The sequence below is a fragment of the Kluyvera sichuanensis genome (genome assembly GCF_014218705.1).
GTDB classification, from domain to species: Bacteria; Pseudomonadota; Gammaproteobacteria; order Enterobacterales; family Enterobacteriaceae; genus Kluyvera; species Kluyvera sichuanensis.
On sequence record NZ_JABBJF010000030.1, the window covers coordinates 1 to 13,877 of the forward strand.

11 protein-coding genes are annotated in these 13,877 nt (G+C 58.4%); 6 read left to right on the forward strand and 5 right to left on the reverse strand.

Going from position 1 to position 13,877, the window contains the following annotated elements:
• Window positions 1-120: 120 nt before the first annotated feature.
• The 3 genes from nfsB to HII27_RS21985 all read right to left on the reverse strand — a co-directional run bounded on the left by nfsB (window position 121) and on the right by HII27_RS21985 (window position 1,840).
• Entirely contained in the window at window positions 121-774 is a 654-nt protein-coding gene (nfsB, locus tag HII27_RS21975; protein ID WP_185669551.1) for an oxygen-insensitive NAD(P)H nitroreductase, read from the reverse strand.
• Between the two features lie 122 nt (window positions 775-896).
• The gene (locus HII27_RS21980; RefSeq protein WP_185669552.1) at window positions 897-1,265 is read right to left on the reverse strand and encodes an MmcQ/YjbR family DNA-binding protein; all 369 of its coding nucleotides are present in this window, start codon (window positions 1,263-1,265) and stop codon (window positions 897-899) included.
• Window positions 1,265-1,840 carry a TetR/AcrR family transcriptional regulator gene (locus HII27_RS21985; protein ID WP_185669553.1) on the reverse strand — a complete coding sequence of 192 codons (576 nt, stop codon included), beginning with the start codon at window positions 1,838-1,840 and terminating at the stop codon, window positions 1,265-1,267. The genes HII27_RS21980 and HII27_RS21985 overlap by 1 nt, the downstream gene beginning before the upstream one ends.
• A gap of 189 nt (window positions 1,841-2,029) precedes the next feature.
• Here HII27_RS21985 and HII27_RS21990 point away from each other — a divergent pair, with 189 nt between their 5' ends.
• Both HII27_RS21990 and HII27_RS21995 read left to right on the forward strand, forming a co-directional pair.
• Window positions 2,030-3,130, forward strand: coding sequence for an MBL fold metallo-hydrolase (locus HII27_RS21990; RefSeq protein WP_185669554.1), 1,101 nt, complete (start codon window positions 2,030-2,032; stop codon window positions 3,128-3,130).
• Window positions 3,131-3,162: 32 nt separating this feature from the next.
• Window positions 3,163-3,510 carry a RamA family antibiotic efflux transcriptional regulator gene (locus tag HII27_RS21995; protein ID WP_185669555.1) on the forward strand — a complete coding sequence of 116 codons (348 nt, stop codon included), beginning with the start codon at window positions 3,163-3,165 and terminating at the stop codon, window positions 3,508-3,510.
• A gap of 99 nt (window positions 3,511-3,609) precedes the next feature.
• On the opposite strand, the gene HII27_RS22000 is transcribed toward HII27_RS21995, so the two are convergent.
• Window positions 3,610-3,858, reverse strand: coding sequence for a DUF1158 domain-containing protein (locus HII27_RS22000; protein ID WP_185669556.1), 249 nt, complete (start codon window positions 3,856-3,858; stop codon window positions 3,610-3,612).
• 517 nt (window positions 3,859-4,375) lie between these two features.
• Here HII27_RS22000 and HII27_RS22005 point away from each other — a divergent pair.
• Genes HII27_RS22005 through HII27_RS22015 form a run of 3 tightly spaced genes read left to right on the forward strand, consistent with a single transcriptional unit; the run spans window position 4,376 to window position 11,323 of the window.
• Complete coding sequence (locus HII27_RS22005) at window positions 4,376-7,093, forward strand: cation-transporting P-type ATPase (RefSeq protein WP_185669594.1); 2,718 nt, start codon at window positions 4,376-4,378, stop codon at window positions 7,091-7,093.
• Between the two features lie 54 nt (window positions 7,094-7,147).
• Window positions 7,148-8,218, forward strand: coding sequence for an efflux RND transporter periplasmic adaptor subunit (locus tag HII27_RS22010; protein WP_185669557.1), 1,071 nt, complete (start codon window positions 7,148-7,150; stop codon window positions 8,216-8,218).
• A gap of 9 nt (window positions 8,219-8,227) precedes the next feature.
• Window positions 8,228-11,323, forward strand: coding sequence for an efflux RND transporter permease subunit (locus HII27_RS22015; RefSeq protein ID WP_185669558.1), 3,096 nt, complete (start codon window positions 8,228-8,230; stop codon window positions 11,321-11,323).
• On the opposite strand, the gene pdxR is transcribed toward HII27_RS22015, so the two are convergent.
• Entirely contained in the window at window positions 11,320-12,783 is a 1,464-nt protein-coding gene (pdxR, locus tag HII27_RS22020; protein WP_185669559.1) for a MocR-like pyridoxine biosynthesis transcription factor PdxR, read from the reverse strand. The genes HII27_RS22015 and pdxR overlap by 4 nt on opposite strands.
• A gap of 233 nt (window positions 12,784-13,016) precedes the next feature.
• Between pdxR and HII27_RS22025 the strand changes: the two genes are divergently transcribed.
• Window positions 13,017-13,868, forward strand: a complete 852-nt coding sequence (locus HII27_RS22025) for a transporter substrate-binding domain-containing protein (RefSeq protein WP_035897617.1) — start codon at window positions 13,017-13,019, stop codon at window positions 13,866-13,868.
• Window positions 13,869-13,877: the final 9 nt, after the last annotated feature.

Genomic DNA, 13,877 nt, shown 5'->3' on the forward strand with positions numbered 1-13,877 from the left:
CCGGAAAAGCCGTAGTATTATCCGGATAGACTAGGAAAGTGTTACCTATGTTCCCGGTCTGAAGTGTTACCTATGTATCCGGTCGTACAGAAGCGCCGCCGGGAAGGCAAAGAAGCTAAATCAGATCTCGGTAATCACCGCTTCTTCCGGCAGACGAGATTTTGGCAGCGCCTTGTTGAAGTCTTCCACGCTGTGGTGGCCAACCGGCACCACGACCAGGCTGGTGAAGCCTTTCTCTTTCAGACCAAATTCGGCGTCCATAATCTCGGCGTCGAAGCCTTCGATAGGTACCGCATCCAGGCCCATTGCGCCCATCGCCAGCAGGAAGTTGCCCACGTTCAGGTAGGTCTGGTTAGCTGCCCACTGTGCGTCGTCGTGACGTTCTTTACGATGCAGGTCGGCGAAGAAGGTACGGCCTTTGTGGTTGGCGGCTTTGGCTTCTGGCGTGGCGAAACGGCCATCGGCATCTTCCTGATCCACCACTTTTTCCAGCCAGGCATCGTCGATCGCGGTTTTGGCGCAGAACACCACTACGTGAGAAGCATCCAGCATTTTGCGTTCGTTGAACACGTAGCCGCCCGCTGCGGATTTCGCCACGCGCGCTTTACCTTCGTCGGTGCTGGCAACGATAAAGTGCCACGGTTGAGAGTTGGTGCTGGAAGGGCTATAGCGCAGCAGAGTTTTCAGAGCAGCAGCCTGCTCGGTGGTCAGCTTTTTGCTGGCATCAAAGGCTTTGGTGGAATAGCGCGCTTTAGCAACGGAAACGATGTCCATAAACACTCCTGAATGATAAAAAACACCGCAAATCGGTGCGTCGTATCAAAGCAGGGTACCGCGCGATTTAACAAATGAGAAGGGTGTAAAATGCGATAACACTTATCGCATTTAACGCAAAATCAAACTGGACGCACGCGCTGTTGCACGCGTTTTGGCAGCTTGTTTACCACCAGATTCCACGAATCTTCAATCAGGCTGTTGAGCAGATCGACCGTGATCTCATCACCAGGATGAACCGAAATCCAGTGCTTTTTGTTCATATGGTAGCCCGGCTTGATGTGCGGGTAGATAGCCTGATGCAGCAACGATTGTTCCGGGTCAACCTTCAGGTTGATGATAGGTTCGCCGCGCAGATAGGCCTTGAGCATAAACATTTTACCCTCAACCGTGAAAACATCGTACTCCGGGCCGAAAGGCCAGTAGATGTCGGAGAAGGGCAGGGTTAGCGCAAACTCGTGCGCCCGTTCATGCAGCGTTTTACCGTCCATTACTCACCTTCCGCCAGGGCCAGCCACATCGCTTCGAAGCCCAGCGCTTTGAACTTATCGGCACGCTGCGGTTCCCGGCTGGCAAATTCAATCGTGGTTTCCGCCAGCGACAGGAACAGCGCATCGCCAAAGGCGCGGAAGTCATCGGACATAAAGACCGGGCGCACCGAGCGCTGGCAGAGCTTTTGCAGCTCCGGGAACATCGCTTTCACCTGGGCGGTGGTCTCTTCGGTGATTTTTTCGCTCACTGCCATGCGTCGCAGCGCGTGGTGTCCGGTCGGGTTGCGTACGCCCCAGTCGATGTAGCTGTTCCAGATGCTATGGGTAAAGTCTTTTGGTACTTCGGTATCCACCAGCCCGGCTTTCATCGCCTCGCACAGGCCGGTTTTCAGATGCAAATAAAGCGCATTAAGCAGGTCGTCTTTGGTGGCGAAATAGCGAAACAACGTACCCTCTGCAACCCCCGCACTGCGCGCAATTAGCGCAGTCGATGCGGCAATGCCGGATTGGGCAATGGCGCTGGTCGCAGCGTCCAGTAACGCTTGTTTTTTATCTTCACTCTTCGGACGAGCCACTACACTTTACCTCTCTGACTGTAAAAAACGTGATTGAAACATGCCGACCCCAGGGACTTCAACGTCGATTGTCAAATTTTGAAAATTGCTTGACGATTTTTTCCCCGTCTTTCTATAATGAGTGCCTACTCACTCATAATCAACCTTTTTAGTGTGGCTTCCTGGACGAAGCCGGTCCAGGGTCAGGATATGAAACCTTTTATCATCAGTGTGGTTGCTATCATGCTTATTGCCAGTGCTGCAAGTTTACCCTTTGTCCTGAACGCCGGTTTTGGTCAGGCGCCGCAAGGGGTTGAGAAAAGTCAGATTGAACGTTCGCCGAACTACCGTGACGGCGCGTTCCAGAACGCCTTGCCAACGCCTGGCTTTACTGGTGACAAAAACATGGTGATGGCGTGGTGGGAGTTTTTAACCGCCAAACGCGAAAATGCGCGCCCGACGCAGCCTCTGCCGATGGTGCCAACCGATCTCGCCAGCCTGCCGCTGGGGCAGGACACCATGATTTGGCTCGGCCACTCCTCGTGGTACCTGCAGCTGTCGGGCAAACGTATTTTGATAGACCCGGTGTTCAGCAGCTATGCCGCGCCGTTCTCGTTTCTGAATAAGGCGTTTGCGGGCAACTACCCGTGGCGCACCGAGAACATGCCGGAGATAGACCTGCTGATCATCTCTCACGACCACTACGATCACCTGGATTACGCCACCATCAAGGGACTGATGCCGAAGATCAAACGTGCCGTGGTGCCGTTAGGCGTGGGTTCACACCTGCGTTACTGGGGCATGAAAGATGACGTGATTACCGAAGCAGACTGGCAGCAGAGCGTCACCATCAGCGATGCGCTGAGCGTGCACGTGCTGCCCGCGCGTCACTTCTCCGGTCGCGACTTGAAGCGTAATCAGACGCTGTGGGCGAGCTTTATGTTCGTGACGCCGACGCAGAATATCTACTACAGCGGCGACACCGGCTATGGCCCGCACTTTAAGGCGATTGGTGAACAGTTTGGTCATGTGGACGTCGCCATTATGGAAGACGGTCAGTACGACCAGGACTGGCGCTACATCCACATGATGCCGGAACAGACGGCGCAGGCGGCGGCGGATCTCAACGCTCGTCGTGTGCTGCCGGGTCACGCCGGACGCTTCGTGCTGGCAAAACACACCTGGGATGATCCGTATAAACGTCTGGCGCAGGCCAGCAAAGACAAAGCGTATCGGCTGCTGACGCCGATGCAGGGCGAGCCGGTGTGGCTTGCTGATACCGCACAAACATTTGGTGCCTGGTGGGAATAACCACCGGCAGTCGTTAAACGAGGGGAGGGTGTATGACCGAATTAGCCACTCAGGTTGTCGACACACTGGTCGAATGGATTGACGACAATCTGCATCAGCCATTGCGTATTGATGAAATTGCCCGTCGGGCAGGGTACTCAAAATGGCATTTACAGCGTATTTTCCTGCAGCACAAAGGGGAGAGTCTGGGGCGCTACATTCGCCACCGGAAGCTGAATCTGGCGGCCGATGAGCTGTGTACGACCGATCAAAAGGTTTACGACATCTGCCTGAAGTACGGGTTTGATTCCCAGCAGACCTTTACCCGCATTTTCACCCGCACGTTCCATCAGTCGCCGGGTGCCTACCGCAAAGAGAATCATCGTCCGCAGACGCATTGATTCTGCCCCGGGGTCGGCGTAAACGCCTCGCCCGGGCTACCCAACCATCTCATACCCCGTAGCCCGGCCGAGCGCAGCGACGCCGGGGAATCACGGCCATCAATCCGCGAGCGAAAACCAGCGCCGCCATACGAAACGAATCACCAGATACTCAATTGTCCCCAGCGCCAGAAACCACACGCAGAACAGCACGGTGTACAGCTGGCTAAGATCCATAAAATGGAAGGTCTCAACCAGCTTTTGCGCCAGCGTCAGCCCCAGCGACGGTGCAGGCAGCAGCAGGCAGGAGAGGAGTGCCAGCAACAAAATACCGGCGGCGGTCATCAGGGATTCGAGCGGATGCTTCATGTAATGTTAATCTTTGGTTAAAGATATTATTGTCCGGTAATTTTTAATAGAACGCAATGTTTCTAATTAAACAAATCCCTTAGCGAATAATTAATATAAATCACCAGACCTACGATAATAATCGCATGGCGATAAATGAAATAATGTTCTGGTTTAAATTAAATATAGCTTTCGTAAATTAACGTCATGCTCCAGATAATATTTTTACAAAAGTATAAGTACTATATCCAACCAGCGTGGCAATCACGACAGCCAGCGCTACGTACAGCGCCAGGCGGCGCCCTTTGTAGATTCCAAACATAATGACCTCGTTTAGATAGGGTTTAGGAACATTCTGTAATATTAATATTAGTTATTCAGCTTAATGTCATTCTGAAAATTTAAAAAGCAAAAAATATTGTGATTCGATAAAAGATTTTTTGCTCGCAAATATGATTCAGTGATATCGCCTTGGCCAGAAATGGAATTCAGGCTTTCCGTTCGCAGGAATTTAAAAGGAAACCTTATTGTGTCTAAAATGATGAACGCCCAGAATGTGCCGCACGCGGGTCACGACCCGCATGAGCACGCCTACCAGCAGACCACCGAGCAGGTGCTATCACATCTGAACAGCCAGCCTGACGGTTTGAGCATGGACGACGCCGCCGCGCGTCTGAACACCTACGGCCCGAACGCGCTGCCGGAGAAAAAAGGCAAACCCGCGTGGCTGCGTTTCCTTGCCCACTTTAACGATGTCCTTATTTACGTCCTGCTGGCCGCGGCGGCGCTGACCGCCGTGATGGGCCACTGGGTCGATACCTTCGTCATTCTCGGCGTCACGGTGATTAACGCCCTGATCGGCCACATTCAGGAGAGCAACGCGGAGAAATCGCTGAAAAGCATCCGCAATATGCTCTCCAGCGACGCGCGCGCCATTCGCGGCGGCAGCCATAAAACGGTGTCGACCACCGACCTGGTGCCGGGTGATATCGTGGTACTGCGTGCGGGCGACCGTATTCCGGCGGACATGCGCCTGATTGAAGCGCACAACCTGCGCGTGGAAGAGGCGATCCTCACCGGCGAGTCCACCGTGGTCGACAAGCACACCGACGTGCTGCACGGCGAACTGCCGCTGGGCGACCGTACTAATATGGTCTTCTCCGGCACCACCGTCAGCGCCGGTGGCGGCGTGGGCGTGGTCGTGGCGACCGGGCAGGAGACCGAACTGGGTCACATCAACCAGATGATGGCGGGTATCGAGAAGCACCGCACGCCGCTGCTGGTGCAGATGGACAAGCTCGGCAAAGCGATTTTCGCCATTATTCTGGCGATGATGGGCGCGCTGTTTGTCTTCAGCATGGTGCTGCGCGACATTCCACTGGGCGAACTGCTACTGTCGCTGATTAGCCTCGCGGTTGCCGCGGTACCGGAAGGTCTGCCGGCGATTATCTCAATTATTCTGTCGCTGGGCGTGCAGGCGATGGCGCGTAAGCGGGCGATTATCCGCAAGCTGCCGACCGTTGAAACTCTGGGCGCGATGACCGTGGTCTGCTCGGATAAAACCGGCACCCTGACCATGAACGAAATGACCGTTAAAGCGATCATTACCGCCGACAGTTGCTACCGCGTTGACGGCAACAGCTACGAGCCGCACGGCAGCATTTACCTGGAAGGCAGCAACGAGCCGGTCAACGTACAGCCGTACACCGTGCTGGAGAAATACCTGCGCACCATCGACCTGTGCAACGACAGCCAGCTGATTCAGGATGCGCAGGGCCACTGGGGCATTACCGGCGGCCCAACCGAGGGCGCGCTTAAAGTGCTGGCGGCGAAGGCCAACCTTGAGCCGATGCGTACTCAGCTGGTGGCCAAGATCCCGTTCGACTCACAGTACAAATACATGTCCACCCACTTCCAGCTTGCTGATGACGAAGTGGTGATGGTGACCGGCGCACCGGACGTGCTCTTCGCCCTGTGCCAGCAGCAGCAAACCGCACGCGGCGTCGCCCCGTTCGACCGCGGCTACTGGGAAGCGGAGATGGCGCGTTTTGCCAGCCAGGGCTTGCGTATGGTGGCCGCAGCGACCAAGCCAGCCGCGCCGGGGGCGAAAACCCTCGATCATAGCGACCTGCAGGAAGGCCTTATCTTCCTCGGCATTGCCGGGATGATGGACCCGCCGCGCCCGGAAGCGGTAGAGGCGATCCACACCTGCCAGAATGCTGGGATCCGCGTGAAAATGATCACCGGCGATCACCCGCAAACTGCCATGAGCATTGGCCAGATGCTGGGGATCCGCAACAGCAGCGAAGCGATGACCGGCTACCAGCTGGAGCACATGGACGACGCCGAGCTGGCAAAAGCGGCGGTGGAGTACGACATCTTCGCCCGCACCAGCCCGGAGCATAAGCTGCGCCTGGTGAAAGCCCTGCAGGAGAACGGCGAGATCGTCGGCATGACCGGCGACGGCGTAAACGATGCGCCCGCGCTGCGTCAGGCAGACGTCGGTATCGCGATGGGCATTAAAGGCACCGAGGTGACCAAAGAGGCCGCCGATATGGTCCTGACCGATGACAACTTCGCGACCATCGCCAGTTCGGTCAAAGAGGGGCGTCGTGTCTACGACAACCTGAAAAAGACGATTCTGTTCATTATGCCGACCAACCTGGCGCAGGGGCTGCTGATTATCATCGCCTTGCTGGCAGGGAATATCATCCCGCTGACTCCGGTGCTGATTCTGTGGATGAACATGGCGACCTCCGCCACGCTCTCTTTCGGCCTGGCGTTTGAAGCCGCCGAGCGTAACGTGATGAACCGTCCGCCGCGTAAAACCGGCCAGCACGTGATGGATGCCTTTGCCGTCTGGCGCGTGGCCTTTGTCGGCTCGATGATTGCCATTGCCGCCTTTATGCTTGAGGCCTGGCTGGCACCGCGCGGCCACAGCGCCGAGTTCGTGCGTACCGTGCTGCTGCAGATGCTGGTGACCGCGCAGTGGGTCTACATGATCAACTGCCGCAGCAGCGACCGCTTCTCCCTGAACCGCGGCCTGCTGAAGAACAAAGGTATCTGGCTGGTGACCGGCGTGCTGCTTCTGCTCCAGTTGGCGATTATCTACCTGCCGCTGATGCAGACGCTGTTCGGCACTGAAGCGCTGCCGCTGCGTTACTGGGGCATTACCCTGGTGATTGGCGTGGCGATGTTCCTGGTGGTTGAAGTGGAAAAACGTCTGACCCGCCGTTTCCGTAAAACGACCTCGTAACTCATACGCCCCTCTCCAGCCGGAGGGGGGCGCTTGCCCTGCAAGGATTTCTCCATGAAAAACACTTTCCGCCTCGCCCTGCTGGCCTGTGGCCTGGCCGCCTGCGTGCAGGCTTCCGCCTCGGTGCCGGTGCGCATCATCACCGTTGAACAGGCACCGCACGCTGCCGAGCGTCAGGTACCGGGCCGCGTTGAGGCCATTCATTCGGTCGAGATCCGCGCCCGTACCGAAGGGGCCATCGTGCAGCGCCATTTCCAGGACGGGCAGGAGGTCAACAAAGGCGACCTGCTGTTTACCCTTGATGATGCCCAGCCCCGTGCGGCGCTGGCGCTGGCGCAGGCGGAACTGAAAAGCGCGCAGGCCTCGCTGCGTCAGGCACAGCAGTTGCTTTCACGCTATCAGAGTTTGAAAACCAGCCAGGCTATCAGCCGTAACGATGTCGACAACGCGCAGATGCAGCGCGACGTGGCGGCGGCGGCCGTTGAACAGGCGAAAGCCCGTATCTCTGCCCAGCAAATTACCCTCGATTACACTCGCATTATCGCGCCGGTCAGCGGACGCGTTGGTCACAGCGCCTTTCACGTCGGGACGCTGGTTAACCCCGCCAGCGGCGTGCTGGCTGAAGTGGTGCAGCTTGAACCGATCCGCGTGAGCTTCGCGCTGGACGAGTCGGCGTTCTACAGCAAGGCCGGGCAGCATGCGGATATTCGTGCGCTGAAGGCGGCGTGGCGGGCGCAAATCACCCTCGACGGCCAGCGTGAAGATGGCGTGCTGACCTCGGTCGATAACCGAATTGATACCCGAACTGCCAGCGTGACGATGCGCGCGGAGTTCGCTAACCCTCAGCACCGTTTGCTGCCGGGCGGCAACGTTTCGGTCACGCTGCGTCCGCAGGTGGCGACCGAGCGGGTGATGATCCCGGCGGCGGCGGTACAGCAGGATGCCCAGGGCTACTTTAGCTGGGTACTGACGCCAGAGAATAAGGCTGGGCAGCGTCGTCTGTCGCTGGACGGCCAGCAGGGACAAACCTTTGCGGTCGCGCAGGGGCTAACCGCGGGTGAGCGCGTGGTCGTTGAGGGCGCGCAGCGCCTGACCGACGGTGCCGCCGTGACGCTGCTGAATTAAGGAGAGAGCATGCTGACCTTCTTTATTCGTCGCCCGCGTTTCGCGATGGTGATTGCGCTGCTGATGACTTTTGTCGGGGCAGTCGCGCTGAAGCTCATTCCGGTAGAGCAGTATCCGCAAATCACTCCGCCGGTGGTTAACGTCAGCGCCAGCTGGCCAGGCGCCAGCGCGCAGGACGTCGCCGAAGCCATCGCCGCGCCGCTGGAAACGCAGCTGAACGGCGTTGACCATATGCTCTATATGGAGTCGACCAGCTCGGACGACGGCGGCTACAGCCTGAACCTGACCTTCGCCGCTGGCACCGACCCGGATATGGCGGCGATTGATGTGCAAAACCGTGTTTCTCAGGCGGTTGCGCAGCTGCCCACCGAAGCGCAGCAGAACGGCGTGCAGGTGCGTAAACGCGCCAGCAACCTGCTCATGGGGGTCAGCCTCTATTCCCCGCAAGGCTCACTCTCTGCTTTACAGATAAGCAACTACGCCAGCACCCAGGTGCGTGAAGCGCTGGCGCGTCTGCCGGGCGTCGGCCAGGTGCAGATGTTCGGTGCGCGCGACTATAGCATGCGCATCTGGCTGCGACCGGACCGCATGAACGCGATGAATATCACCAGTGAAGATATCGCCCAGGCGCTCAACGAACAGCACGTGCAGGGGGCCTCCGGGCAAATTGGTACGCCGCCGGTGTTTAACGGCCAGCAGCAGACGCTGACCATTAACGGCCTGGGCCGACTGACCGACGCCGACGAATTCCGTCGCATTGTGATACGCAGCGGCGAACAGGGGCAACTGGTGCGTTTGTCCGACGTGGCGACCATTGAGCTTGGCGCGCGCAGCTACAACTCCAGTGCCCAGTTGAACGGCGTGGAGTCGGCGTATATGGGGATTTACCCGACGCCAACCGCCAACGCCTTACAGGTGGCAAACGTGGTGCGTGCCGAACTCACCCGCCTGCAAAGCCGCTTCCCGGCGGATCTGATGTGGGAAGTGAAGTTCGATACCACCCGTTTCGTCGCGGCAACGATTAAAGAGATTGGCACCTCGCTGGCGCTGACGCTGCTGGCAGTGGTCGCCGTTGTCTCCCTGTTCCTGCAAAGCCTGCGCGCCACGCTGATTGTAGCGCTGGCGATTCCGGTGTCGTTGGTGGGCACGTTTGCCGTGCTCTATCTGCTCGGCTACAGCGCCAACACGCTTAGCCTGTTCGCGATTATTCTGGCGCTGACCATGGTGGTGGATGACGCCATCGTGGTGGTGGAAAGCGTCGAAGGGCATATGGCGGAAGGGATGAACCGCCTGGAGGCCACCGGGCTGGCGCTGCGCCAGATCGCCGGGCCGGTGATTGCTACCACGCTGGTGCTGCTGGCGGTGTTTGTGCCGGTGGCGATGCTGCCGGGGATTGTGGGTGAGCTGTATCGCCAGTTTGCGGTCACGCTCTCTACGGCGGTCACGCTCTCCAGCATCGTGGCGCTGACGCTGACTCCCGCGCTGTGCGCGCTGCTGCTGCGGCCTCGTCGCAAGCAGCCTGCCCGTTTCTTCCAGTGGTTTAACCTCGGGCTGAACGCTACCCGCGACGGCTACGGCAAACTGGTGGCGTGGATGAATCTGCGCCCGCTGGTTGCGGTAGCCGCTACTACGCTTGCCGCGCTGCTGGTGGCGTTCAGCTTCACCAGTATGCCGAAAGGCTTCCTGCCGCAGGAAGATCAGGGCTACCTGTTTGCCAATATTCAGCTGCCGGAGTCCGCGTCGCTGGAGCGTACCGAGGCGGTGATGGCGCAGGCGCGTAAGCTTCTGGGTGCCCATCCGGCGGTCGAGGATGTGATTCAGGTGTCTGGTTTTAGCATCCTGAGCGGTACCAGCGCTTCAAACGGTGGTTTTATCTCGCTGATGCTGAAGGACTGGTCGCAGCGTGCGCCGCTGGAGACGGTGATGGGCGAGCTGCAGCGCCAACTGATGGCGATGCCAGAAGCCAACATTATGCTGTTCGCACCGCCAACGCTGCCGGGGCTTGGCAGCGCGGCAGGTTTCGATCTCCGTATTCTGGCGCAGGCCGGGCAAACGCCTGCCGAACTGGAGCAGGTAACGCGCACCATTCTGATGAAGGCCAATCAGCACCCGCAGCTGAGTCGCGTGTTCACCACCTGGAGCAGCAACGTTCCGCAGCTGACGCTCACCGTCGACCGCGACCAGGCTGCCAGGCTGGATGTGCCGGTGTCGCGCATCTTTAACAGTCTGCAAACGGCCTTTGGCGGCGCGCGTGCCGGGGATTTCAGCATCAACAACCGCGTCTATCACGTGGTGATGCAAAATGAGATGCAGTGGCGCGAGCGCGCCGAGCAAATCAGCGAGCTGTTTGTGCGCAGCAATCAGGGGGAGCGGGTGCGTCTGAGCAACCTGGTGACGGTAACGCCAACCGTCGGCGCGCCGTTTATCCAGCAGTTCAACCAGTTCCCGTCGGTATCGGTCAGCGGTTCGGCGGCGGAAGGGGTCAGCAGCCGTACGGCGATGACCGAGATGGAAAACCTGCTGAAGGCCAATCTGCCGGAAGGCTACGACTACGCCTGGAGCGGACTCTCCTGGCAGGAGCAGCAGACCGGCAATCAGGCGGTGTGGATTGTGCTGGCGGCGGTGGCGATGGCGTGGCTGTTCCTCGTGGCGCAGTATGAGAGCTGGACGCTACCGGCGAGCGTGATGCTATCCGTGCTGTTTGCCATCGGCGGTGCGCTGCTGTGGCTGTGGACGGCGGGCTACGCCAACGACGTGTACGTGCAGATTGGTCTGGTGCTATTAATCGCGCTGGCGGCCAAAAACGCGATATTAATCGTCGAATTTGCCCGCGAGCGCAGGCAGTCCGGGCTCTCTATCGTCGAGGCCGCGCGTGAGGGGGCAACCCGCCGCTTCCGTGCGGTAATGATGACCGCGGTGTCGTTTATTATCGGTATCATGCCGATGATGTTCTCCACCGGGGCCGGGGCGCAGAGCCGCCGGATCATCGGCACCACGGTGTTCAGCGGTATGCTGGTGGCGACGGTGATTGGCATCCTGTTTATCCCGTCGCTCTACGTGCTGTTCCAGCGTCTGCGCGAGTGGGCGCACCGCAAGGCGGGCTAACCCATCTGTGCCAGCTGGCTTCGCAGCATGTCTACCCCCGGCGCAATGGCCTCGGGGTTAATGGCATGAAAGCCCATGCGGAAGAAATTGTCCGGCGGCGTTGCATCGAGAAAATGCCGGGCGCCGGGTTCAATCAATACCCCGGTGTGGGCGGCGCGCCAGGTGAGCTGCTGGGTACTGATGCTGGCGGGCGTGCGCAGCCAGAAAGCGTTGGCGTGTTCGCTGCCGGGCAGGGGCTGACACTCCGGCAGCAGCGTCGACAACGCGGTATGCAGCCGGTCCCAGCGCCGGGCGGAATCATCGCGATAGCGCCGTAGGTGCGTTTCATAATGGCCCTGGGCAAGAAAGTGCGCCATCTGGTACTGAATGTTAGTCGGCGGATGGCGATAAACCAGTCGGCGCAAGGCGCGGGCTTCATCAATCAGGTCCGGGTCGGCGACCATAAACCCCAACCGTAATCCGGGCGACAGCGCCTTCGACAAGCTGCTAACGTAAATCACCCGTCCGCTGCGGTCGCTGGCCTTCAACGCGGGCAGCGGGTTGGCCTGGAAGTTACTCTCCGAATCGTAATCATCTTCGATAATCACCGCATCATGCTGCGCGGCGTGCGCCAGTAGCTGGCTGCGTCTGGCCTTGCTCATGGTAATGCCGGTTGGCACCTGATGACCTGGCGTCACGTAGTAGTAATCGCACGGCGCGTCGTTGAGCACGATCCCTTCTCCATCCACCGGGTGCGGTACGATATCGCAGTCGCTGAGCAAAAAGGTATTAATCGCCTCGCGAAATCCGGGGTTCTCCACGCCCACTCGCGTCTGGCGCGACATCAGCAGGCGGGTGAGCAGGTAGAGCGCATTCTGCGAACCGAGGGTAATCAGAATTTCATCCGGTGCGGCGACGATGCCACGTTTGGGCAGCACGCGGGTGCGGATCTGTTCAATCAGCATCGGCACGTCCTGGTCGATATGGTCGACGACCCACGCCGGGTCGCGCATGCCGCCGTGTAGCCAGTTCGCCGCCGATCGCCAGCTGGCCAATGGAAACTGGCGGGTATCGGGCTGGCCGTAGATAAACGGATAGCGGTAGTGCATCCAGCCAGCGGGCTTGAGGATCGACTCCTGCTGGCTGGGGGTAATGTTGAGCCGTTTGCTCCACGATGGTGCAGCATCGCCGCTGGCGGGTGCAGGCGCGGCGGCAGAAACGCGCGGCGCGTGGTAGTCTGGATGCAGGTAATAACCGCTGCGCGGGCGGCTCACCAGATAGCCTTCGTTGACCAGACTTTCAAACACCAGCGCAGTGGTGTTGCGCGAAACCTGAAGCTGTTGCGCCAGCTGCCGACACGATGGCAGCGGCGTGTCGACGGCGAAAATGCCGCCGAGAATGGCGTTGACCAGCGATTCGCGAACCTGCTCCTGCAACCCGCGCTGGTGGTCAAAATCCACGTGCAATAAGTGCCGAATCATACGCTGCTCCTTCGAATATCCGCTTTCCCTGAGTGCAGCAATTTCTGTACCAGCCTGAAATCGTCTGACACAAGCGCGCGCGAAAACTGGCTCTATTCAGAATGCAAAAAGTCTCCCTACAGTAAAAACGTCGTCGGCCAGAGTAAAAAATGGCGTCAGGCGGCACACATCTTGCAACGCTTTCAGGGCGTCTGGAATAAACGTGTTCGGCATATTTACGTAGGGGTCAAACGATGAAAAAAACGATGGGTTCGTATTATCTGGCCGCCGTGATGGCGATGACTTTTTCATTACAGGTCGCCGCCGCTGATTTGCCAGAAATTGAAAAGTCCGGGACCTTAAAAGTGGCCACCGAGGATGATTACGCACCGTTTAACTTTATGAATAACGGCAATGCCGATGGGTTCAACAAAGATATGCTGGCGGCGCTGCGCGAATACGCCAAATTTAACGTCACGCAAAGCATTCTGCCGTGGACCGGGTTATTAGCGGCGGTCTCCACCGGGCAGTACGATATGGCATTAACCGGTGCCGTCGTCACCGATGAACGCCTCAACGTGTTTAATTTCACCCCGCCGTGGGCCTCGGCGCAGCACTATTTTGTCAAGCGTGCGGGCGATAACTCATTAAATACCATTGCCGATCTCAGCGGTAAAAAAGTCGGCCTTCAGGCGGGCAGTGCGCTATTAGCTCGCCTGCCGGAACTGAAAGCGATGATTGAGAAAACCGGCGGCAAACTGGGCCCGGTAGTGGAATACCCGTCCTATCCGGAAGCCTACGCCGATTTAGCCAATAAACGTCTTGACTACGTGATTAACGTCGTTATCTCCGTTAACGATTTGGTGAAAGCCAAACCGAAGGTGTTCGCCAAAGGACTGCCGGTCTCCGGCCCGGGCTATATGGCCTGGCCAATCCCGAAAAATTCGCCGGAGCTGCTGGCGTACATGACCAAATTTATCAATCACATGCGTGAAACCGGCAAGCTCGCTGAGCTGCAGAAGAAATGGTTTGGCGAAACCTATGACGACCTGCCAACCGAGCCTATCACCAGCGCCGCGCAGTTCCACAAACTCGCCGGACAGTAAATGGTAGCC